The organism is Duganella sp. LjRoot269, from assembly GCF_964254095.1.
GTDB classification, from domain to species: domain Bacteria; phylum Pseudomonadota; class Gammaproteobacteria; order Burkholderiales; family Burkholderiaceae_D; genus Rugamonas; species Rugamonas hordei.
The window spans coordinates 1,945,797-1,968,067 of sequence record NZ_CAXUSL020000001.1 but is presented as its reverse complement, the minus strand read 5'-3'; the positions used below and the strand labels follow the sequence as shown (position 1 = coordinate 1,968,067).

Here is a 22,271-nt window from a genome sequence, read left to right as displayed (position 1 = left end):
CCGGCTCAGGCCGGTGGCAGCACGGTGCCATGCAGGTTGAACACCGAACGCCACAACTGGTACGCTTCCGCTTCCGCATCGATGATGATGCGGTGGTTCACGCTCTGATTGTATTCCTCGCGCTTGACCGGGTCGGACAGGATTTCGTAGGCCTTGGTGATGCTCTTGAAGCGCGCCTCCGCGCCGGGCGCCTGGTTGCGGTCCGGGTGGAAACGCATCGCCAGCGAGCGATAGACCTTCTTGATTTCGTCGTCGGTGGCGTTAGGCGCTATACCCAGCGTGTTGTAGTAATTTTCCATTTTGGAAACTCCGGGCCGTGATGCCGAACAATTAAAGACGAATTATACCTGTGCCGGGTGGCCAAACCGCCCGCGGGCCGCCGCAATGCAGCATTTCCCCTCAGCCAGCAGGAGGGATACGGTAAAATGCCCTTCACTCGAACTTTTGCAAAGCCAACTTTTCAGATGAGCAACGACAAAAACAGCCCAGCGCCCGTCCTGACCTCCAACTTCCTGCGCGCCATCGTCGAATCCGACCTGGCCGCCGGCACCCACGTCCGCCCTGGGATGCCGAGCGTGATCACCCGCTTCCCGCCCGAGCCGAACGGCTATCTGCACGTGGGCCACGCCAAATCGATCTGCCTGAACTTCGGCCTGGCGCGCGACTACCAGGGCCGCTGCAACCTGCGCTTCGACGACACCAACCCGGCCAAGGAAGAGCAGGAATACGTCGACACCATCATCGACAGCGTCAAGTGGCTGGGCTTCGACTACGACTATCCAGCCGCCAACGGCGGCGTCGAGCACCACCTGCACTACGCGTCCGACTACTTCGACCAGCTGTACGCGATGGCCGAATACCTGATCGAAAAAGGCTACGCCTACGTCGACAGCCAGTCGGCGGACGATATGGCGGCCAACCGCGGCAATTTCAACACGCCGGGCAAGAACTCGCCGTTCCGCGACCGTCCGGTCGCCGAATCGCTGCAGATCTTCCGCGACATGAAGGCCGGCAAATACGCCGACGGCGAGCACATCCTGCGCGCGAAAATCAGCGAGGACGCGATGTCGTCGCCGAACATGAACATGCGCGACCCGGCCATCTACCGCATCCGCCACGCCCACCACGTGCGCACCGGCGACGCCTGGTGCATCTACCCGATGTACGACTACACGCACCCGATCTCGGACGCGCTGGAAAACATCACCCACTCGATCTGCACGCTGGAATTCCAGGACCACCGCCCGTTCTACGACTGGCTGCTGGAAACGCTGTCGGCGGGCGGCTTCTTCAAGCTGCCGGTGCCGCGCCAGTACGAATTCTCGCGCCTGAACCTGACCTATGTGATCACCAGCAAGCGCAAGCTGCGCCAGCTGGTCGACGAGAAAATCGTCGACGGCTGGGACGACCCGCGCATGCCCACCATCGTCGGCCTGCGCCGCCGCGGCTACACGCCGGAAGCGATCCAGCTGTTCTGCGAGCGCATCGGCGTGACCAAGTCCGACGGCTGGATCGACATGAGCACGCTCGAAGGCTGCCTGCGCGAAGACCTCGATCCGAAGGCGCCGCGCGCCACCGCCGTGCTGCGTCCGCTCAAGCTGATCATCGACAACTACCCTGAAGGCCTGAGCGAGGAATGCACGTCGCCGGTCCATCCGCACCATCCGGAAATGGGCGTGCGCACCTTCCCCATCACGCGTGAGCTGTGGATCGAGGAAGAGGACTTCATGGAAGTGCCGAGCAAGGGCTATTTCCGCTACTACCCGCCGATCGACGACAAGCCGGGCAGCCGCGTGCGCCTGCGCCACGGCTACGTGACCGAATGCACCGGCTACGACAAGGACGCGGACGGCAAGGTGGTGGCGGTGCACGTCAACTACTTCCCGGACTCGAAATCGGGCACGCCGGGCTCGGACAACTATAAGGTCAAGGGCAACATCCACTGGGTCTCCGCCGCCACCGCGCTGCAAGCCGAGGTGCGTCTGTACGACCGTTTGTTCACCGACGCCCAGCCTGACGCCGGCGGCAAGGACTTCATCTCGCTGCTGAACCCGAACGCCAAGGAAGTGGTCACCGCCTTCCTGGAGCCGGGCATGAGCGCGGCCCAGCCGGACCAGCGCTTCCAGTTCGAGCGCCATGGCTACTTCGTCGCCGACCGCGTCGATTCGACGCCGGGCAAGCCGGTGTTCAACCGCATCGTGACCCTGAAGGACAGCTGGGTCGCCAAGTAAAGCGATCCGGATAATACAGCGACCAAGGGCCGGCGCCCCGCATAGCAGAGGCGCCGGTTTTTTCTCGCCGGGAATTCGGTATCAAAATGTTAAGATGATGCCAAAACGCAAATTTACTTGACTCGCACCGGTAAAGTTTCCTATATTCGGCCTTCCCCCCGGTTTCAGGAGTTGCTTCAGGCACCTAACATGGCAACCTTCCTCGCTCAAAAACAGCTGTTCTCGCCGACCAAGCCGGTCTGGTGGGCCGGCGTCATGCTGTCGCTCGGCATCGGCGCGCTGTTTTATGTCGGCGTCTATCGCACCATCGAGCATGACGCCGAGGAACGTTTCCTGTACCAGTCGCGCAACGCGCAGTACAACATCACCTCGCGCATCAACGCCTACACCGACGTGCTGCGCGCCACCGCCAGTTTCTTCGACGCCAGCGACGGCGTCGACCGCGCCTCCTTTCACCGCTATGTCGGCGGCCTGAACCTGGCACGCCAGTTCCCTGCGCTCAACAACATCAACTACACCCGCTACGTCACCGACGCCGAGCGCGACGCCTTCGAGCGCAGCGCCGCCCACAGCGGCGACGGCCTGGCGCTGGGCTATCCGGATTTCTCCATCAGGCCGCCCGGCCGCCGCCCCGCCTACTCGGTGCTGACGATGATCGAACCGGTGGCGCCGTTCCGCGACCGCATCGGCATCGACATCGCCGCCCGCGAGCGCGCGGCGCGCGCCATCGCCGAGGCGCGCGACACCGGCGCGCTGATCACCTCCGGCATGCCGATCGAGAACACCAAGGACGCCCAGGGCTGGGCGCTGGCGATGCGCCTGCCGATCTACCGCAAGGACATGCCGCTGTACGACGTCGCCCAGCGCCGCGCCGCCTACACCGGTTCGGTCGGCATCGGTTTCAGCGTGCCGCGCCTGGTGCAGGCGGCGCTGGAGCAGATGCAGGTGCAGGATGTCCACCTGATGCTGTACGACGACGGCGCCATCAGTGGCACTGAAAAGACGCCGATCACGCTGCTGTACGACAACCAGGACCTGGTGCACCGCGCCGCCCGTCCGGCCGACCAGTTCACCATCAGGCTGCCGCTCGACTTCAACGGCCGCCAGTGGAACGCGCATTTCAGCTCGCCCAAGTCGGTCTGGTACAGCAACTTCGACGCCTTCCTGCCGTGGCTGTCCATGCTGTGCGGCTTTGTCGGCTCGCTGCTGTTTTACCTGCTGTTCCACACGCTGTCGTCGTCGCGGCTGCGCGCCATCAAGATGGCCAAGGCGATGACCAAGGAGCTGCGCGACAGCCAAGCCAAGCTGCAGCAGTCGCACCTCAAGCTGCGCCGGCTGGCCGCCCATGCCGACCAGATCAAGGAGCAGGAGCGCAAGCGCATCGCGCGCGAAATCCACGACGACCTGGGCCAGAACCTGCTGGTGCTGCGGATCGAAGCCGACATGCTGGCCAGCCGCACGCGGCAGGGCCACCCGCGCCTGCACGCGCGCGCGCGCAGCACGCTGAGCCAGATCGACAGCACCATCAAGAGCGTGCGCCACATCATCAACGACCTGCGGCCGACGGTGCTGGACCTGGGCCTGAGCGCGGCCGTGGAATGGCAGATCGCCCAGTTCCGCCAGCGCTCCGGCATGGTCTGCGAGCTGATCGAACACCAGAGCGACATCAGCATCGACGACCGCTGCGCCACCGCCTTCTTCCGCGTGCTGCAGGAATCGCTGAGCAACATCATCCAGCACGCGGGCGCCAGCCTGGTGCGGGTGGAACTGCGCCACACCAGCGGCATGCTCACCATGACCATCAGCGATAATGGCGTCGGCATGCGCGACAGCAACCGCAACAAGGTCGGCTCGTTCGGACTGGTCGGCATCGAAGAGCGCATCAGCCTGCTCGGCGGCCACTGCGCCATCACCGCCACGCCGAACGGCGGCACCACGGTCACCATCTCGGTGCCGGTCGACTACGTGGCGCCGCCCTCGATCGACGACATCAACGACACGGCCCGCCTGGCGGCCGACGCGACCAACTGAGACGTCGGTCATCAGGTCACCGTCAGATTAATCTGGTACAGCGAGTAGGAATTTCCTGACAAACATTGAGAAAAATCAAGGAAACGCTTCCTCGGCTGAGCAAAAATCAAGCGTACTCTGCTTTTTTCAACCCGCTTCATCCACTCAAAGGAAGTCTCCATGAATGCTATCGATGCTCTGGACCTCGAACCAATCAAAGTCAAGCTGATGCACAAGGAATCCGGCGAAGGCTGGTCGCTGGAACGCGCCAATGCCATTGAATTCGAATACCGCCGCTTTCTGTTCCTGATGAAGATGTTCCCGGCGGAACAGGCGGCGCCGCGGGTCGATGTCGACACCTTCTGGCACTACCACATCCTCGACACGATGAAATACGCGGCCGACTGCGACGCCGTGTTCGGCCAGTTCCTGCACCACTTCCCGTATATCGGCCTGCGCGGCGAGGACGACCTGGCGGCGCATGAAAGCATGGGCCTGCGCATGAAGGAATTGTACGAGGCGACGTTCGGCGAGGATTACCTGCGCCACACCGCCGGCCTGCAGACGGCCTACTCGGCCTCGCCGGCCAGCACCGCTTACTCGGCCTCGCCAGGCGCCACCGCATATTCGGCATCGCCGGCCCAGGCCGCCATGAAAACCGCGTATTCGGCCTCGCCGGCCAAGTTCGCCTACTCGGCGTCGCCGGGCCAGCTGGCCCAGTCGGTGACGGGTGCGGCACAAGCGGGCGCGGTCATCGACAAGGCGCGCCTGGCCGGCCTGTACACCGACCGCCCGCGCCTGGCGCCGGCCGCCTGACACCGTTCGCCGCACTACGGCGTCCGCGCCACAGGCAGGCGAAGCGCGCTCGCGACATGCTCAGAAAAGTGGCATACTCAGGGGATATTTACAGACGATGGGAGTACATCATGGCTGTCAATTCAGTAGCCTCCAGCACCGCCGCCGTCCAGGCGACACCGCCCGCCCGCCAGCCTGAGCCGGTCAAGACGGTGGCGGACAAACCGGTCGAGCGCGCTGCCCCGCCGGCGCCGCCCGCACCACCGCAAGTTGCCGCGGCGCCCACGGTCAACACCAGCGGCCAGCGTATCGGCACCACGATCAGCACCTCGGCCTGACCGAAGCATCGCCACCAACACAGCCGCATAAAACAACGGCGCGTTACCGCAAGGTACGCGCCGTTTTTCTTTATGCAGCCGAGGGCTTCATCAGGCCGCCATCAGTTCGCGCAGTTCGCGAATGCTGAAATCGCTGATCTCATGCATGCGGATCAGGATGGTCGCGCCGATAGGCAGCGTGTTGTGGCGGATCTTGCTGATGACCGGCGGAGCCACTTCCAGGGCGCGCGACAGGGCGGCATCGTTCTTCAGTTGCAGCTTCTCGATGATGGCGTCCAACACGCGATTCGGGTTGTAGGTCGGCGATGCGGTGATTTCTTTGATAGACATAATGTTTTTAAGTAGGTTCCGGCCGTTTTTTGGAAAAAAACGACACATGGGTAAGAAAAATTTTTAGCTCATTTACCAATGAAGCACTACAAAACACAGACATTTATGCCGGTTTTTAGTGCTTAACCGAGATAATACACGCTTACGTTAACGAACGGCTAACTCATCACACATTTATGTGAGATTTAGATAGATTTTACCCCTATTTCTTGTGCTAGGAAGTTTTTTGTTGCAAGAAAAGGTATAAATTCCGGTAAAGACTAGTTGGAACGGCTGATGCCGGCGGCGAGGAAGCACCATTCGACGGCCAGCAAGGTGGCCAGTTGCGCGATGGTGCCGGGGAGGAGGAGTGAGGAAGTGGAGGGAAAGTCAATATTGCCGTTATGGCCATGCCAGCCTAGTTGCCGGCGGATTTCTTCCGGCATCGGCGGTGGACGGCGGTCGCATTCACGCTGGTGCATGTAGGCCCGAACCTGTTCCTTGGTAGGATGGAAAGTGGCTGGCATCCGCGTGGCTCCTTCATAAGATTACTAACAATATCGTATCATGTGACGACTTGCTTGATTTGAATCAAGCGAACCTGTTACCAGTTTGTCACAAAAAGCTGACACAGAGCTTGCATTACTGTAACTTCCGCCCTCCCCTTTACCTGTTTTTACATCGCGCCCCTTAAAGCCTATGACTTACGAAGAATTCCTTGATGAAGTAACAACACTCCTGCACGAGATCTACAATCTCGACGACGCCGCCGCGATCAAGCTGGTGGTCGACGCCCAGGCCGCCGATTATTTCGTCAAGCATGACGACGTCGAGGAGATGCGCACGCCGGCCCAGGCCAAGCTGGACGCCACCGCCCTGTACGAGGCCAAGCAGAACAAGGTCCAGACCCAAAAGAAACAGCAGCAGCGCCTCAGCGCGAAGAAGAAGTAAGGCCCTTCAGGGCGTCGGCCACGGTGGCGTGGCGCAGCCGCACGCCCAGCTCGCGCTTGATGCGGCCGTTGGCCAGCCGGCGCGACTCGGACATGAACGACAGCAGCGCCGGCGTCACCACCTTCTGCAATTCCGCCCGCGGCAGGCGTGGCGGCCGCGGCAGCTGGAACGCATCGGCCACCGCATCGAAATACGCCGCCATCTTCATGTCGCTGTCGTCGACCGCGTGATATATACGGTTGGGCAAGGCGCGGAACAGCGCGCGGGCGATGATGGCCGCCAGGTCGTCCGCATGGATGTGGTTGGTGTAGACGTCGTCCGCCTCGATCAGCGCGGCCGTGCCGGCCTGCAGGCGCTTGAGCGGCAGGCGGTCGGCGGCGTAGATGCCCGGCACCCGCAGGATGGACAATTGCGCGCCGGCGCGCACCGCCCAGCGCCGCAGCACCTGTTCGGCGTCCACCCGGCGCAGCGCGCGCGGGTTGCGCGGCGCCACCGGACGGCTCTCGTCAAACAACAGTCCGCTGCAATCGCCATAGACTCCGGTGGTGCTGACATAAACCAGACGGCCGTGCTCAGGTAAAATGGCGGACAAATTACGCGTGCGGCGGTCCAGCGGCCCCTCGGCCGGCGGCGGCGCCAGGTGGACCACATGGCTGGCCAGCCCCGCCAGGCGGCGCAGGCTGGCCGGCTGGTCGAGATCGGCCACGATGGGCACGGCGCCCAGCGCGCGCAGTTCGGCGCAGCGCGATGGCTGGCTGGTGGTGGCAAACACGCGAAAGTGCGGGCGCAGCAGCGGCAACAGCCGCATGCCGACATCGCCGCAGCCGACGATCAGCAGGCGCGGCCGCTTGAATTTACGAAGATTGTGGTTTTTCATTTGAAGGATTGTATGACGTTTCAAATTACTGTACAGCCTAGCGGCCACCAATTCAGCTGCGAGGAAGACGAAACCGTCCTGGCGGCGGCCATGCGCGCCGGCATCGGCCTGCCCTACGGCTGCAAGAACGGCGCCTGCAGCTCCTGCCGCGGCAAGGTGGTGTCCGGTTCGGTCACGCACAAGCCGCACCAGGAGCGCGCGCTGACCAAGGAAGACGAGGCGGCCGGCTATTCGCTGTTCTGCTGCGCCATCGCGCACGAAGACCTGGTGATCGAAGCGCGCGAAGTGGCCGGCAGCGACGACTATCCGATCCGCAAGATGCCGTCGCGCGTGGCGACGCTGGAAAAAGTGGCGCCGGACGTCATCATCATGACCTTGCAGCTGCCCGCCAACGAAACGCTGAAATACCGCGCCGGCCAGTATATCGAATTCATGCTGCGCGACGGCAAGCGCCGCAGCTACAGCCTGGCCTCGCCGCCGGACCAGGACCAGCCGCTGAGCCTGCACATCCGCCACATGCCGGGCGGCCTGTTCACCGAACAGGTGTTCGGCACCATGAAGGAACGCGACATCCTGCGCTTCGAAGGCCCGATGGGCACCTTCTTCGTGCGCGAGGACAGCGACAAGCCGATGGTGCTGCTGGCCTCGGGCACCGGCTTCGCGCCGATCAAGGCCATCGTCGAGCACCTGCGCGCGCAGGACTCGCAGCGGCCGATGACCCTGTACTGGGGCGGCCGCCGTCCGCAGGACCTGTACATGGACGCCCTGTGCCGCCAGTGGGAAGCGATCCTGCCGAACTTCAAGTACGTGCCGGTGATCTCGGCCGCGCTGCCGGAGGATAACTGGAACGGCCGCACCGGCTTCGTGCACGCGGCCGTCATGGCCGACCTGCCGGACCTGTCGGGCCACCAGGTGTATGCCTGCGGCGCGCCCATCGTGGTGGAATCGGCCAAGCGCGATTTCGTCGCGCAGTGCCGCCTGCCGGAAGACGAGTTCTACGCGGACGCCTTCACCACGGAAGCAGATATCAACAAATAAAGCAGCAAGCATCCACCCAACCGGGAGCAGACAGGGATGCAGAGTCCCGAGGCTCTGCTCCCTGAAAGCTCAAATGTCCGACAGCATCGCCTCCGCTCCCCCCGCCAACGGCTTCAGCGTCCTGCGCCACCGTAACTTCGCCTTCTACCTTTCCGCCCGCACCCTCGGCACCCTCGCCGTCCAGATGCAAAACGTCGCCATCGGCTGGCAGGTCTATGCGATGACGCACAACCTGTTCGATCTCGGCCTGATCGGCCTGGCGCAGTTCGCGCCCTTCCTGCTGCTGATCCTGATCGCCGGCCACGCCGCCGACCGCTACGACCGCCGCAACCTGATCGCCATCGCGCTTGGCGCCCAGCTGCTGTGCGGCCTCACCCTGCTGGCCTTCACCGTCGCCGGGCTGACCGCCGTGTGGCCGGTGTTTGCCGTGCTGGTGCTGTTCGGCAGCGCGCGCGCCTTCATGGGGCCGGCCACGCAAGCCATCCTGGTCAACCTGGTGCCGCAGGAAAGCTTCAGCAAGGCCGTAGCGCTGAGCTCGTCGAGCTTCCACGTCGCCGTGATCCTCGGCCCCACCCTGGGCGGGCTGTTCTACCTGGCCGGGCCGAAAACGGTGTATATGATTTCCTCGACCTTGCTGGTGGCGTCGGTGGTGCTGATGTGCCTGGTCAAATCGGTCAAGCAGCCGAGCAACCGCGAGCCGGCCACCTGGCACACGGTGCTGGAAGGACTGCGCTTCGTCTGGTCCCGGCCGGTGGTGCTGGGCGCCATTTCGCTGGACCTGTTCGCCGTGCTGTTCGGCGGCGCCACCGCGCTGCTGCCGGCGCTGGCGCACGACGTGCTGCACATCGGCCCGTCCGGCCTGGGCATGCTGCGCACCGCGCCGGGCGCCGGCGCCGCGCTGTGCTCGATCGTGCTGGCCTTCTTCCCGCTCACGCGCCGCGTCGGCCTGTGGATGCTGGGCGGCGTGGCCGTGTTCGGCGTCGGCACGCTGGTGCTGGGCGCCACCACCAGCTTCCTCGTCGCGCTGACGGCCTTGTTCCTGATGGGCGCCGGCGACATGATCAGCGTCTACGTGCGGCACCTGCTGGTGCAGTATGAAACGCCGGACGCCATCCGCGGCCGCGTGTCGGCCGTCAACTCGGTGTTCATCGGCGCCTCCAACGAACTGGGCGAATTCGAGTCCGGCCTGACCGCCGGCTGGATGGGCCTGACGCGCGCCGTGCTGTTCGGCGGCGCCGCCACCCTGGCGGTCACGGGCGCCTGGGCGGTGCTGTTTCCGGTACTGTCGAGAATGGATCGTTTCCCGCACGAGGAAAAGAAATGAAGCTAAGCCTGCCGCTGCCCGGCATCATCCACAGCCGCCCCCACCTGAGCCTGGCGATCGCGCTGGGCGCCGTGGTGGGCCCGCTGCTGCCGCAGGACTGGCCGCTGGTGACGCGCCTGCTGACCGCCTGGAACATCGGCGTCTGGTCCTATCTGGCGATGATGGGCTGGATGATGATGCGCGCCGACCACCACGACATCAAGCGCGCCGCCTGCCGCCAGGACGAAAAGGGGCCGGTGATCCTGGCCACGCTGTCGGTGGCGGTGATGATCAGCCTGGCCGCCATCATCTCGCAACTGTCGACGCTGAAAGAGCTGCCGCCGGCCGACATGGTCTACCACTACGGCTTCGTGGTGCTGACCTTGACCGGCTCGTGGTTCATGGTCGGCACCATGTTCTGCTCGCACTACGCGCACCTGTACTACATGGAGGAAGGCGACGAAAAGCCGCTGCAATTCCCCGACCCCAACCTGACGCCGAACTACTGGGACTTCCTGTATTTCTCGTTCACGATCTCGGTCGCGGTGCAAACCTCCGACGTCAGCGTGCACAGCCGTGGCATGCGGCAGGCGGTGCTGGGGCAGTCGGTGCTGTGCTTCTTCTACAACCTGGCGATCCTCGGCCTGTCGATCAATATTGCCGCCTCGCTCATCAATGGTTAACTACTTAACGGGAACCTAAGTCGAAAAGGAGTAATATTGATCTGCAGTTCAAACAACAAGGAGCAAGCGTATGCAAATCAATATCAATGCCGACAAGACTATCGACCGCCATGCCGGTCTCGATGAACATGTACAGACTGTCGTGAGCAATGCCCTCCACCGCTTCGGCGAACAAATCACCCGCGTCGAAGTCCATTTGAGCGACAACCTGGGCCAGAAATCGGCCGACGGCGACAATCGCTGCCTGATGGAAGCCCGCGTTACCGGATACCAGCCGATCGCCGTGAGCGATCACGCCGCCACCTTGCACCAGGCCATCGGCGGTTCCGCCGACAAACTCAAGCGCGCCATCGACAGCGCGCTGGGCCGTCTGCATGACAAGGACAAGCGTCATGCCAACGACGCCGTGCCGGCCGAGGTGGCCGACGACGACGCATAAGCTTGAAAGGGCGGGAGCCGGTGCCTAACGCCGCGCCAGCTCCCGCAAATACTTCAGTCCCTGCAGCGACCGGCTGCCATACCACGACATCATTTCCCCATCGACCAGCAGCACCGGCTTGCCGATCTGTTTTTCCAGCGCGTCCGCATGCGCCTCGGTAAAGCGGTACGGTTCGCTCGACAGCAGCACGCCGTCGATGCCGGCGATCAGCTCCGCCGACCAGCGGAATTCCGGATAACGCACCTCACCCAGCGGCGGCACGCGCCAGCCGATTTCCTCCAGCATGCGCGCGATATACGTATCCTCGGAAATGCTCATCCACGGATCCTGCCAGATGCAGTACAACATGGTCTGCGGCTGCCCCTTCGGCGTCGCCTGCAACAGCGCATATTCCGCTTCGAACGCAGCGCACCACCCGACCGCCTGGCGCTCGCGGCAAAACACGCCGCCCATCAGCCGCGCCAGTTCCAGGTTGTCGCGCGGGCGCAGCGGATGGGTAACCACGATGTGCGGAACGAATTCCGCCAGCAGGTCGACGGTCGGTTTCTCGTTCTCATCGATGTTCACCACCAGGTGCGTCGGCGCCAGCTTGCGGATCTTTTCGATATTCACATCCTTGGTGCCGCCGACCTTGGGGATGCCCTGCACCACGTCATGCGGATGAATGCAGAAGCCGGTGCGCCCGACCACCTGCGCGGCCACCCCGAGATCGCACAGCAATTCGGTGATCGACGGCACCAGCGAAACGATGCGCGCCTGCGGATCGGCCTGATGCACGGTGCCGAGCGCGTCGGTATAAGCCATGGTGGTTCCCTGTGATTGCAATGCCGGTATTGAAGCATTGACGGATACATCACGCAACAACTACGTGGGTGAAATTTACACTTTGTCCCGGACAGTTCAGCTATGATTACTGTGCTTGCTTACCAGCATCCTGAAAGACGACTTTGAAACAAATCTGCACATTCGGCAACTCCAGCCACCAGATCGGCGACTTGCACCTGTTGCGCAATTCGAACGACGACACCGCCATCGCCAAGCTGCTGGCCAACTGCCCGGTCATGCGGCTCGAGGCCGGCCAGGCAGTGACCGAGGCCAAGCATGCGCGGTTGTACATCGTGCTCAGCGGCGCGCTGTCGGTCGCCACCGACACCCGCACCGGCATGGCCGACGGCACCGTCAGCAAGATCCTGCCGGGCGAGAGCGTGGGCGAGCAGTCGGTGCTGGATGAGGAAGCCAATCTGTCGAGCATCACGGCGCTGGAGCAAAGCGATGTGCTGGTGATCGAGGCCGACCTGGTGTGGCAGCTGATCGATGAATCGAATGTGCTGGCGCGCAACCTGCTGCGGCTGCTGTCCTTCCGCATCCGTGCCGCCAACGCGCAGCTGCGCCGGCGCCAGAAGCTGGGCGAGTTCTACCGCCAGTTGTCGATGATCGACGGCCTGACCGGGCTGTACAACCGCGCCTGGCTCAACGACCTGCTGCCGACGATGATCGCCACCGCCCACGGTTCGCACGCGCCGCTGGCGCTGATCATGATCGACCTCGACCACTTCAAGAAATTCAACGACAGCCACGGCCACCTGGCCGGCGACCAGGCCTTGCGGGCGGCCGCGTCGGTGCTGAGCGGCGCGTTGCGGCCCACCGATTTCGCGGTGCGCTACGGTGGCGAGGAAATGATGGTGCTGCTGCCCGACACCAGCGACAAGGTCGCGCTGGCGGTGGCCGAACGGTTGTGCGAACGCATGCAGCAGGCGATCATCTTTGCCGACATGCGCCTGCCGCTGCCGCACATCACCGCATCGTTCGGCGTGGCCACGCTGCAGCCGGAGCAGGACGAGCAGGCGCTGATCGCGGTGGCCGACGCGGCGCTGTACCGCGCCAAGGAACTGGGCCGCAACCGCGTGGCTGGAACGGCTTAGGCGGGCTTGGCGTCGGCGGTGGCGGTATCGGCCGGCTTGGCCGTGTGCGCCGCGATAAAGTCCGAATAGCCCTGCTGCACCAGGTCGTAGGTCTTGTCGATATTGCTGGCGATATCGCCGTTCAATACCTTCAAGCCCTGCAGCACGTCGCGCGCCTCCTTGAAACCCTGGTCCACGCCCTTTTTCAAGGTATTGACGAAGTTGTTCAGCGTCGTTTCCTCGTCCTGCCCGGGATTTTGCTGCTTGTACGCTTCATAAAACGCCGTCGACAGCGATACAATGCGGCTCGCGGTGCCTTCCGGCGTATTATCCTGCGACACGGCGTTCTGGATGGCGTTGTCGCCGTAGTCGCCCTTGAGCGCTTCGTTGATGCCGGTCAGCGCCGTTTTCAGCACCACCGACAACGGATCGTTGGAAGAATTTAACGATACCGTCAAGGAAGCTTGTACGATAGACACATTTAGCTGCGCCTTGGCCTTGGCGGCGACCGACATGTTGCTGTCGTCCTTGGCCTGGACCGGCGCGGAGGATGTGCCTGCCGCGCTGCCCGATGTTGCCGATACTGGTGTCGCCATGATATTGCTCCTGGTTGCATTACCTTGGAATTATCGGCAGATTGACGAATAACTGTAGCCCCCCTGACTGCGCCCTATGACAACACAGACTTTCCTCTGGCACGACTACGAGACTTTTGGCGCCCAGGCGCGCCGCGACCGCCCGGCGCAATTCGCCGCGATCCGCACCGACGCCGACCTGAACGAGGTGGGCGATCCCATCATGTTGTATTGCAAGCCTGCCAATGATTTCCTGCCGGATCCGCAATCCTGCCTGATCACCGGCATCACGCCGCAGCAATGCCTGGAATGGGGGGTGCCCGAGCACAAGTTCGCCGCCACCATCGAGCAGGCGTTTTCCAAGCCGGGCACCATCGGCGTCGGCTACAACACCATCCGTTTCGACGACGAGATCACCCGCTTCATGTTCTGGCGCAACCTGATCGACCCGTACGCGCGCGAATGGCAAAACCAGTGCGGCCGCTGGGATCTGCTGGACGTGGTGCGCATGACCTACGCGCTGCGGCCGGAAGGCATCGAATGGCCGCTGCGCGAGGACGGCAAGCCCAGCTTCAAGCTGGAGCACCTGGCCAAGGCCAACGGCCTGCTGCACGAAGCGGCGCACGATGCGCTGTCCGACGTGCGGGCCACCATCGCGCTGGCGCGGCTGATCAAGCAGAAGCAGCCGAAGCTGTTTGATTTCTGCCTGGCCCTGCACAAGAAAGACCGCGTGGCCGACGAGATCGGCATGCACCTGGCGCCCAACCTGCGCGCGCCGTTCCTGCACGTGTCCGGCATGTTCCCGGCCGAGCGCGGCTGCATCGCGCTGGTGTATCCGCTGGCCACGCATCCGACCAACAAGAACGAAATCATCGTCTGGGACTGCACCTACGACCCGAGCGAGCTGTTCACGCTGGACGCCGACACCATCCGCACCCGCATCTTCAGCCGCAGCGACGCCCTGCCCGAGGGCGTGACCCGCCTGCCGGTCAAGAGCATCCACCTGAACAAGTCGCCGATGCTGGTGGCCAACCTGAAGACGCTGTCGCCGGCCATGGCCGCCAAGTGGGGCATCGACCTGGAGCAAGGCAAGGCCTACGCCGCGCTGGCCGCCGCCGGCCGCAACATGGATGTCGAGTGGGAGCAGGTGTTCCACCGCCCGGCGGGTGAGGAGCTGGACGTGGACGAGGATTTGTACAACGGCTTCGTCGGCAAGGAAGACCGCCGGCTGCTCGATTCCCTGCGCAAGGAGACGCCGGCCAGGCTGGCGACGGCATCGCCGTCGTTCAGCGATCCGCGCCTGCTGGAATTGCTGTTCCGCTACCGCGCGCGCAACTTCCCCGAGACCTTGTCGGAAGGCGAGATGGAGCACTGGGAGCAGCACCGCGCGGCCCGCTTCTACGACGGCGCCGGCGGCGCCCGCAGCATCGACCAGTTCTTCGGCGAGATCGACCACCTGCAACAGGATGCCGACGAGCGCGCCGAGCAGATCCTGGCCGAGCTATACGACTACGTTGAGATGGTGGCGCCCGCCCACTAGGCTGTCGCGCAGCTTGGCGGCGTCGACCTCGCCCATCCAGGTCGCCACCGCCAGGCAGGCGATGCCGTTGCCGATCAGGTTGGCGATCGGGCGGCATTTCAGCAGGCGTTCGATGCTGACGATCAGCACCAGGCCCTCGGCGGAAATCGCCGGCACGGCCGCCAGCGTCGCGCCCAGCGTGACGAAGGCCGAGCCGGCGATGCCGCTCGACGCCTTCGACGTCACCATCGCCACCAGCAGCACCGTGCCATACTGCGCCAGGCTCAGCTCGACCTGCCCCGCCTGCGCCAGGAACACCAGCGCCAGCGTCAGGTAGATGCTGCTGCCGTTCAGGTTGAAGGAATAGCTGGCCGGCACGGCAACGCGCGTCACCGCCGGCGCGCAGCCGGCTTCCTCCAGCCGGGTGATCAGCCTCGGCATCGCCGCCATCGACGATGCCGTGCCCAGCACCAGTATCAACTCGTCGCCTATCCACAGCAGATACCGCCACAGGCTGAAACCGCACCAGCGCGCCACGGCACCCAGCACGATGACGACGAAAGCAAAGGTGGTCAGGTAGATCGCGCCGATCAGCTTGAGCAGCGGCGTCATCGACAGCAGGCCGTAATGGCCAACCGCGTAAGCGACCGCGCCCAGCGCGGCCAGCGGTGCCGCCTTCAGCACCAGGTTGACGGCGGCGAACAGCCAGCGACCACCGGTTTCCAATGCCCGCCCGATGCGCGCGCTACGCTCGCCCTGCCAGGCCAGCACGCTGCCGCAGACGATCCCGCCCAGCAGTAATTGCATGGTGCTGTTTTGCGCAATGCAATCGCGCAGCGTGGCCATGATGGCGCCGCCATGCGACAGTGCCGGCGCGACCGCAGCGGCATGCATGGCCGGCAGATGCACGCCGACGCCAGGTTCCAGCAACCATGCGCCCACCATGCCGGCCATCAGCGCCAGCAAGGTGCAGACTTCAAAGTAGACCAGCAAGCGCAAGCCCAATCGTCCAAGCTGGCGCAGATCGCGTAGCGAGGCGATGCCGGCCGCCACGGTGCAAAAGATCACCGGCCCCACCAGCAGCCGGATCGCATCGACAAACCACGTGCCCAGCGGACGCAGCAGCTGCGCCTCTTCGGGCGCGCAATAACCCAGCGTCATGCCGATGGCGATGGCGCACAGGATCTGCATCGACGGGTAGTACAACACGGGCTTGCTCATCGGCGCACGCTCTGGAATCGCTTCCATGTTCGCGTAAAAAAAATGACTCCGGGGGCTCCAGTAACTCATGGCCGGGAGTCGCCACGGTCCATGATAACAGGGAGTTGCCGCCAGAAACTACAACGATGCTGAGCCGCATATTCTTCCAGCGGCAACTGCACGCTGGCGCCCTGGCGGAAGGCGCGGAAGCTCTGCTGCTGTTGCAGCGACGGCCATGCGGGCTGGCCGTCCACGTCCGGCGTGCCGTTGCGGACAAAGGCGGCCCAATGCGCGATCATCTGCGCCGACAGCCGGCGCTGCGCCTCGCTCATTCTTTCGGCGTGGTGAGCGAAGGCGCCGCCCGGCCACAGGTAGGGCAGCTCGGCGGCGTGCGCGGCGCCGAACTGGAAGGCGCCCGGTTCGCCGTATGGCGCCTGGCCATCCTCGAACTGGTAGAAATAAACCGGCGCATCCTGCGCCGCGGCCTGCGCCAGCGGCAGCATGGTGCAGCCGCCGAGACCGCGCATGCCGCTGTCGGTCAGGATGGCGCTGATCTTGTACGCGTATTCGAGCGGATCGCCGGCGTGGTCGTCGCGGTAGGCGTTACCGACCGCGCCCCGCAGCGCCGGTGGCAACAAGGTGGCGAGCCAGTCCTGGTAGCGCTGTTCATCGTAGCGGAAGAAACCGGGACCGGCCATGCGGCCCTCGTCGCGATTCGCGCCGAGCAGCAGCGGCACGCGCGCCCAATGGTGGCGGGAGATTTGCGCGACGGCGTAGTCCGGCAGCAAACCCGGCCGACCTATGGCGGGGGCCGCGCCGCCGCCGGCCTGCACCAGTTGCAGCGGCGTAGCGCGGCGCATGCAAGCCATGTCGATGCCATCGCAGCCGAGGCGACGCGCCAACGCTTCGGCGCGCTGCCTGACCTCGGCGGCGGTGTCCACATCGTGCAGGCAATCGTCGCTGGAAATGATGGCGGCGCGGAACAGGCCCCGCGCCTGCGACGCCGCCAGCAGCGGGCAGATCACCGTGCCGCCGGCCGATTCGCCGGCCAGCGTGACGCGCTGCGGATCGCCGCCCAGGCCCGCGATCGAGCGCCGCACCCACTGCAACGCCAGCAGCACGTCCTGCAAGGCGTAGTTGCCGCCGTTGAAGAACCCCAGCGCGCCCAGGCGATAGTTGACGGTGACGACGACGATGTCGCCCTGCTCCGCCAACGCCGAACCGTCGTGATCATTGGCCGAGCCGCCCGTCGCGCCGCCGCCGTGCACGTAGACCAGCACGGCACGTGGCCGCTTCGACGCCGCAGCGGGGCGGTAGACGTTCAAGTACAGGCAATCCTCGCGCTCCGTGCCTGCCGCCAGCCCCACCGCGCTCTGCGGACAACGCGGAGGCAAGGCCTGCGCCGCCAGCCGGAACAGCCATGGCTCGGCGGCCAGCGGTGCAGTCCAGCGCTCCGCCGCGCCGTATGGCAGGCCGGAAAACCGCTCGACCGCGCCCTGCCGCACGCCTTCCGCCAGCCCTTGCGGCAATCGTGCCAGCGGTCCGTTGGACTGCGCCGTGGCAACCGGAGCAGCGCCGGCCAGCGCCAGCAGCACAGACGCGATCCGCGCGCCGCCCCGCAAGCTCCACCGCGACATCACTGCGTCACGGCAGGCTTGATACGGGGATAAGTGCGCGTATCGAACGGCGGCGGCACATAGGACGGCACAAAATGGCAGCCTTCGCCATAGGCCGCCCTGGCCGCCTCGCAGCGCGCCAGCAACTGCACGGGATCGGGCCGCTTGCCCTGCTCGATCCAATCCATCATCGCATGCAGCAATGCGGCGTACTGCGGCGTGGCCAGCTTGCTGTGCTCGTGCTCGTCCGTGAAGCTCTGCACCAGCAGCGGCGACGCGCCGGCCGCCGCCACCGCCTGCCGGAACACCGTCTCCGCCTCGACAAACACGGTCGGATCGTCGATCGCATGCATGGTCAGCGTCGGCACGATCAGCTTGCCGCTCAGGTCGCTGTCCTCGGCCAGCGCGCGCACGCCTTCCGGCGAGGCGGCAAAGCGCGGCACGTCGCGGTTGAGCGCCGCGTCGTCGTCCGAACCGCGATACACCACGCCCATATTGCTGAACGGGTTCAGCCCCTTGAACTGGCGCAGCGTCAGGTCGCGGAACGTGGCCGTGGCCCAGTTCAGATGCGCGCCCAGCGTCCGCTCCGGTATGCGCGTCACCGCCAGCAGGTTGCGCAGGATGCGCTGCTGCTCCGGCGTGCGCTGCGCCGCCGGTTTCGACAGGCCCGTGCAACTGTCCAGCCGCGCCGCCACTTCCTTGCTGCTCAACGGATTCTGCGCAGCCAGTCCCTGCCACAGCGGATATGCAGGCTCGTCCGGCAACGGCAGGTTGCGGCAATAGTACTGGACCAGCGCCCGCAGATCCGCGCGGAAGTCATACGCCAGCGAACCGCCGGACAACAGGCCGCTGGTCAGGATCACGCCATCGTAGACCGGATTGCCGTCGGCGTCGCGGCCGAACAGCTCGGCGGTCTTGGCCGCCACATTGCCGCCCCACGACTGCCCATGCAGCAGCGTGCGTTTCGGCCGTCCGAACTGTTTCCAGAACAAGGCCCGCGCATGGTCGGTATCCTCGGCCGCGTCGCGCACGCCGTAGCCGGCGTGGCGATAGCTGGACCCGGTCCATGCGTACCCCTCCTGCACCATCACCGCGAAGCGCTGCAGGTCCGACACCGGCTCCGACGGCGACGGCGGCTTCAGGCTGGGTCCGCCGTGGCTGTGCACCACCAGCGTGCCGTTCCATGCCTGCGGAATGGCGGTCAGATAAAAAGCCCCATTTGCGTCCTGGCCGTTATAGCAGCGCGTCTGCGCCGGCATTTCGCGCGGACAGCTTTGCGGATGCTGCGCCTGTGCCGTGCCGGCGGCGAGGAACGCCGGCACGATGGCTAGCCAGATGGGGAGGAAAATAGGCTTCATGTCAGAAAGTCGCGCTCAGGTTGAGATAGAGGTAACGGCCGTACGGGTTGTACAGACCGCCGTTATAGCCGCCCTGCGCCAGCGGCGGCAGCTTGTCGAACAGGTTGCGCGCGCCCAGCTTGACGCGGGCTTCCTGCAGCCATGTGTCCATCGGCAGCTTGTATTGCACATAGCCGTTCCACAGCGTTTCGCCGCCTTCGCGCCAAGCCTGGCCGGCCGGCGTGAGGAAGTTGGTGTCGTAGACGGCGCTGATGTAATTGCCCGACAGCCCGACCTGCCACTCGCGCAGCTTCCACGTCAGGTTGGCGGCGACCTTCACTTCCGGATGGCCGTAGTTGCGCAGCTGGTTGTTCTCCAGGTCGCTCAAAGGCAGTGCCGCGTTCAGCTGACCGGCGGCGCGCGCGGCGATCAGGTCGCTGATGCCGCTCAGCGGCGACTTGGTGAACTTGTCGGTGTAGCCGATGTTCAGGTTGCCGTCGAAGTTGCCCAGCGTGGCCGTGCGCTTGCGCCAGTTCAGCGTCACGTCGTAGCCGCTGATGTGCTGCGGCTGCAGGTTCAGGAAGGTGTCCTTGACGTCGGTGATGTTGCCGACCGGCGTAAGGCCGGTGCCGGCGAAGGCGGCCACATCGTCGGCGTTCGGCGCGGCGCGGATGATGCGCGGATCGCCAGCGCCGCCGGTGACGCGGCTCAGGTAATCGGCCGCCGACACATTGCTCAGGCCCAGCGTGCCGACGATGCCCACCTGGTCGATGCGCCAGCGGTCCACCGTCATGGTGAAGCGGCCCAGCGAGGCGGGAATAAAGGCCGGCTGCAACACCAGGCCGACGTTCGACGTGGTCGATGTTTCCGGACCCAGTTTCGGATTGCCGGAGATGAAGTAGCGCACACCCGGCACCCGTGAGCAGTTGCTGAAGTTGGTCAGGCGGCCGGCGCGGATGTCGGCCTCGCACTTGAAGTAGTCGGTCACGCTGCTTGCGCGGCCGTAGGTGTAGTCGGCCGTGGTTTCCAGGTTGGGCGCCTTGAAGCCTTGCGAGTATGAAGCGCGGAAGCGCACGCTGTCGTTGACGTCCCACGACAGCGCCACCTTCGGCTTGGAGACGCTGCCGAAATCGCTGTAGTGCTCATAGCGTCCGGCCACCTGAAAGTTGAGCGCCTGCACCAGCGGCACATGCATCTGCTGCGAGATCGCCGGCACGGCGAACTCGACAAACGTGCCGCCCACCACGCGGCTGCCCTTGGACGACGGCGTGACGTTGACGCCGGTCGCGCTGGACGGCTGCGTCAGGCCGGTGACGGCGTCGAAGAACGGGATCGAGCCGTTGACGTGCGGATCGCGGTTATCTTCCTGCGTTTCGCGCCGCGCTTCGAAGCCGAAGGCCACGCCGACATCGCCGGCCGGCAGGCTGAACAGGTCCCGGCGGGACAGTTTCAAATCCGCCAGCAGCAGGCCGGTGCGGTCGGCGCGCTTGACGCGGATGCGGGTGGCGTCCAGCGCGGCCTTGGAGCTGGGCGTGCAGTCGCCGCCGCCGGCGCCGTTGATGCAGCTGCCGTTGAAGGGGTTGTAGGCGTCCGGCGTGGACAGGGCCAGCTGCTTGTATAGCGCATTCGAATCGACGCCGTCCGAGATGTCGGTGGCGGTGGCGACCGAGTACAGCAGGCCGGTGTCGTAGTCGAAGCCGGCCTTGGTGCCTTTCAGCGCGATCAGGTAGCGGTACTGGTAGTTCTCGACATCGACGCGGTCGGGGCCGAAGTCGTTGAAGCGGTAATTGGTGAAGGTCAGCGGCAGGCCCGAGGCCGGCACGTTGCTCAGGTTGGGCAGGCGGTTCGGATTGGTCGTGCCGTCGGTAAACTTGACCGGACCGAACGGGTTGTAATAGTTCGACGCCGGCACGCCGACCGGCACCAGGCTGGTCGGCTGCGTGGTCAGGGTCTGCGCGGTGGCGTGGTAGACGCCCAGCTCGCCGTAGACGGTGGTGACGTCGTCCAGATCGTAGTGGCCGCTGAGGAACATGTTCTGGCGCTGGATCGCCGGCGACACGGTGATCGCATCGTTGGCCGCGTTGTTGTACTTGAGGATGTTGCCGGCGCCGGTCGTGCCCTGCGCATTGCCGGCCGTGCCCAGGCACAGGTTATTGCCCAGCTGCGTGACGCAACCGGCGATATTGTTCGGCTGGATGTGGAAGGCGCCGGCCGCCGTGGTCAGCGACGTCGTGCCCTGCTTGATCGCCGACGTCACCGGACCGCTGCCGTTGAACACCGAACCGTTCATCCATGAGCTTTGGTTGCCGCGTCCGTCCGCCGTGCCGTTGCCCGCCCACGGCGTGCCCACAAACAGCGCGCGCTTGTCCTGGTCGGCGGTGAACGGCATATCGCTGGGGTTCTGGTGGCTGCGGTTGAGCACGCTCAACGACATCGACAGGTTGCCCCGGCCATCGGCGAAATTCTTGCCGCCGAAAATATTGGTATTGGTTTCCGAGCGGCTGGTGCCTTCGGCGTGGCCGTACTGGCTGCTGACGGTCAGTCCGTTGAAATCGGTTTTCATGACGGTGTTGACCACGCCGGCCACCGCGTCCGAGCCGTAGATCGCGCCGGCGCCGTCGAGCAGGATCTCCAGGCTCTGGATGCCGGACGCGGGAATCGCGCTGGAGTTGTAGGTGATCAGCGGCACGGTGTTGTTGCCGTTGCTGGTCGGGTGCGTGACCAGGCGGCGGCCGTTCAGCAGCACCAAGGTATCGCCGAGGCCGGCGCCGCGCAGGTCGATCGAGCTGACGTCGCCGCGCGCGGTGTTGCTGGTCTGCGCCTGGTTGGTCGGATTGAAAAACACGTCGCCCACCTGCGGCACCTGACGCAGCAGGTCGTCGCCGTCGACCGCGCCGGTGGCGGCGATCTCATCAGCGGTGATCACGGCGACCGGCAGCGCGGTGCTGATGCGGGCGCCCTTGATGCTGGTGCCGACCACGGTGACCTTGGTCATTTCCTCGGCCGGCTTGGCCGGTGCATTGGGTGTTTGCTGCGCCTGCGTGGACACCGCAGCCGAGCATAGTGCGACTCCCCACAGCAGCTGCCTGCGTTTTTTCTGATACGTCATTGCTATCTCCAATATTTTTTGTTGTACGCCGCGTCTGTAG

General features: G+C 64.7%; 21 protein-coding genes. 11 read left to right on the top strand and 10 right to left on the bottom strand.

Annotated elements, in window-relative coordinates; genetic code table 11:
• Window positions 1-5 precede the first annotated feature (5 nt).
• Complete coding sequence (locus ACSQ3S_RS08650; protein ID WP_176654948.1) at window positions 6-299, bottom strand: DnaJ domain-containing protein; 294 nt, start codon at window positions 297-299, stop codon at window positions 6-8.
• Between the two features lie 165 nt (window positions 300-464).
• Between ACSQ3S_RS08650 and ACSQ3S_RS08645 the strand changes: the two genes are divergently transcribed.
• The 4 genes from ACSQ3S_RS08645 to ACSQ3S_RS08630 all read left to right on the top strand — a co-directional run bounded on the left by ACSQ3S_RS08645 (window position 465) and on the right by ACSQ3S_RS08630 (window position 5,374).
• Window positions 465-2,231, top strand: coding sequence for a glutamine--tRNA ligase/YqeY domain fusion protein (locus tag ACSQ3S_RS08645; protein WP_436142125.1), 1,767 nt, complete (start codon window positions 465-467; stop codon window positions 2,229-2,231).
• Between the two features lie 189 nt (window positions 2,232-2,420).
• On the top strand, window positions 2,421-4,262 hold the full coding sequence (locus ACSQ3S_RS08640; RefSeq protein WP_436142124.1) for a CHASE domain-containing protein: 1,842 nt from the start codon (window positions 2,421-2,423) through the stop codon (window positions 4,260-4,262).
• 159 nt (window positions 4,263-4,421) lie between these two features.
• Window positions 4,422-5,057: a glycine-rich domain-containing protein gene (locus tag ACSQ3S_RS08635; protein WP_436142123.1), complete on the top strand. Its 636-nt coding sequence runs from the start codon at window positions 4,422-4,424 to the stop codon at window positions 5,055-5,057.
• Between the two features lie 110 nt (window positions 5,058-5,167).
• Window positions 5,168-5,374 (top strand): hypothetical protein, encoded by a 207-nt coding sequence (locus ACSQ3S_RS08630; RefSeq protein ID WP_353400467.1) that lies wholly within the window; start codon window positions 5,168-5,170, stop codon window positions 5,372-5,374.
• A gap of 90 nt (window positions 5,375-5,464) precedes the next feature.
• On the opposite strand, the gene ACSQ3S_RS08625 is transcribed toward ACSQ3S_RS08630, so the two are convergent.
• Window positions 5,465-5,704 carry a hypothetical protein gene (locus ACSQ3S_RS08625; RefSeq protein WP_008445950.1) on the bottom strand — a complete coding sequence of 80 codons (240 nt, stop codon included), beginning with the start codon at window positions 5,702-5,704 and terminating at the stop codon, window positions 5,465-5,467.
• A gap of 260 nt (window positions 5,705-5,964) precedes the next feature.
• The gene (locus ACSQ3S_RS08620) at window positions 5,965-6,210 is read right to left on the bottom strand and encodes a hypothetical protein (protein ID WP_176654943.1); all 246 of its coding nucleotides are present in this window, start codon (window positions 6,208-6,210) and stop codon (window positions 5,965-5,967) included.
• Between the two features lie 172 nt (window positions 6,211-6,382).
• Between ACSQ3S_RS08620 and ACSQ3S_RS08615 the strand changes: the two genes are divergently transcribed.
• Window positions 6,383-6,634, top strand: a complete 252-nt coding sequence (locus ACSQ3S_RS08615) for a hypothetical protein (protein WP_176654942.1) — start codon at window positions 6,383-6,385, stop codon at window positions 6,632-6,634.
• Here ACSQ3S_RS08615 and ACSQ3S_RS08610 read toward each other — a convergent pair.
• Complete coding sequence (locus ACSQ3S_RS08610) at window positions 6,615-7,511, bottom strand: SDR family oxidoreductase (RefSeq protein ID WP_436142122.1); 897 nt, start codon at window positions 7,509-7,511, stop codon at window positions 6,615-6,617. The genes ACSQ3S_RS08615 and ACSQ3S_RS08610 overlap by 20 nt on opposite strands.
• Window positions 7,512-7,523: 12 nt before the next feature.
• Here ACSQ3S_RS08610 and ACSQ3S_RS08605 point away from each other — a divergent pair, with 12 nt between their 5' ends.
• From ACSQ3S_RS08605 to ACSQ3S_RS08590, 4 genes are all read left to right on the top strand, one after another.
• On the top strand, window positions 7,524-8,549 hold the full coding sequence (locus ACSQ3S_RS08605) for a CDP-6-deoxy-delta-3,4-glucoseen reductase (RefSeq protein ID WP_176654940.1): 1,026 nt from the start codon (window positions 7,524-7,526) through the stop codon (window positions 8,547-8,549).
• Window positions 8,550-8,622: 73 nt separating this feature from the next.
• Window positions 8,623-9,873, top strand: a complete 1,251-nt coding sequence (locus ACSQ3S_RS08600; RefSeq protein WP_176654939.1) for an MFS transporter — start codon at window positions 8,623-8,625, stop codon at window positions 9,871-9,873.
• Entirely contained in the window at window positions 9,870-10,535 is a 666-nt protein-coding gene (locus tag ACSQ3S_RS08595; protein ID WP_436142121.1) for a DUF1345 domain-containing protein, read from the top strand. Before ACSQ3S_RS08600 ends, ACSQ3S_RS08595 begins: the two co-directional genes overlap by 4 nt.
• A 70-nt stretch (window positions 10,536-10,605) precedes the next feature.
• Window positions 10,606-10,974: an HPF/RaiA family ribosome-associated protein gene (locus ACSQ3S_RS08590; RefSeq protein ID WP_176654937.1), complete on the top strand. Its 369-nt coding sequence runs from the start codon at window positions 10,606-10,608 to the stop codon at window positions 10,972-10,974.
• A gap of 24 nt (window positions 10,975-10,998) precedes the next feature.
• Here ACSQ3S_RS08590 and ACSQ3S_RS08585 read toward each other — a convergent pair whose 3' ends face one another.
• On the bottom strand, window positions 10,999-11,778 hold the full coding sequence (locus tag ACSQ3S_RS08585; protein ID WP_436142120.1) for a helical backbone metal receptor: 780 nt from the start codon (window positions 11,776-11,778) through the stop codon (window positions 10,999-11,001).
• A 143-nt stretch (window positions 11,779-11,921) separates the two neighbouring features.
• Here ACSQ3S_RS08585 and ACSQ3S_RS08580 point away from each other — a divergent pair, with 143 nt between their 5' ends.
• Window positions 11,922-12,896 carry a GGDEF domain-containing protein gene (locus ACSQ3S_RS08580; RefSeq protein WP_436142119.1) on the top strand — a complete coding sequence of 325 codons (975 nt, stop codon included), beginning with the start codon at window positions 11,922-11,924 and terminating at the stop codon, window positions 12,894-12,896.
• Here ACSQ3S_RS08580 and ACSQ3S_RS08575 read toward each other — a convergent pair.
• Window positions 12,893-13,471 carry a DUF5610 domain-containing protein gene (locus ACSQ3S_RS08575; RefSeq protein WP_176654934.1) on the bottom strand — a complete coding sequence of 193 codons (579 nt, stop codon included), beginning with the start codon at window positions 13,469-13,471 and terminating at the stop codon, window positions 12,893-12,895. The two genes, ACSQ3S_RS08580 and ACSQ3S_RS08575, sit on opposite strands and share 4 nt — an antisense overlap.
• Window positions 13,472-13,547: 76 nt before the next feature.
• On the opposite strand from ACSQ3S_RS08575, the gene sbcB reads away from it, so the two are divergent.
• A complete protein-coding gene (gene sbcB, locus ACSQ3S_RS08570) occupies window positions 13,548-14,990 on the top strand; it encodes an exodeoxyribonuclease I (RefSeq protein WP_436142118.1) in 1,443 nt (480 codons plus the stop codon).
• On the opposite strand, the gene ACSQ3S_RS08565 is transcribed toward sbcB, so the two are convergent.
• Genes ACSQ3S_RS08565 through ACSQ3S_RS08550 form a run of 4 tightly spaced genes read right to left on the bottom strand, consistent with a single transcriptional unit; the run spans window position 14,952 to window position 22,231 of the window.
• A complete protein-coding gene (locus tag ACSQ3S_RS08565) occupies window positions 14,952-16,217 on the bottom strand; it encodes a cation:dicarboxylate symporter family transporter (RefSeq protein ID WP_413447152.1) in 1,266 nt (421 codons plus the stop codon). The two genes, sbcB and ACSQ3S_RS08565, sit on opposite strands and share 39 nt — an antisense overlap.
• A 38-nt stretch (window positions 16,218-16,255) precedes the next feature.
• Window positions 16,256-17,806 (bottom strand): carboxylesterase/lipase family protein, encoded by a 1,551-nt coding sequence (locus ACSQ3S_RS08560; RefSeq protein WP_436142117.1) that lies wholly within the window; start codon window positions 17,804-17,806, stop codon window positions 16,256-16,258.
• Window positions 17,806-19,143: a hypothetical protein gene (locus ACSQ3S_RS08555; protein WP_436142116.1), complete on the bottom strand. Its 1,338-nt coding sequence runs from the start codon at window positions 19,141-19,143 to the stop codon at window positions 17,806-17,808. Before ACSQ3S_RS08555 ends, ACSQ3S_RS08560 begins: the two co-directional genes overlap by 1 nt.
• Window position 19,144: 1 nt before the next feature.
• The gene (locus tag ACSQ3S_RS08550; RefSeq protein ID WP_436142115.1) at window positions 19,145-22,231 is read right to left on the bottom strand and encodes a TonB-dependent receptor domain-containing protein; all 3,087 of its coding nucleotides are present in this window, start codon (window positions 22,229-22,231) and stop codon (window positions 19,145-19,147) included.
• Between the last annotated feature and the right edge of the window lie 40 nt (window positions 22,232-22,271).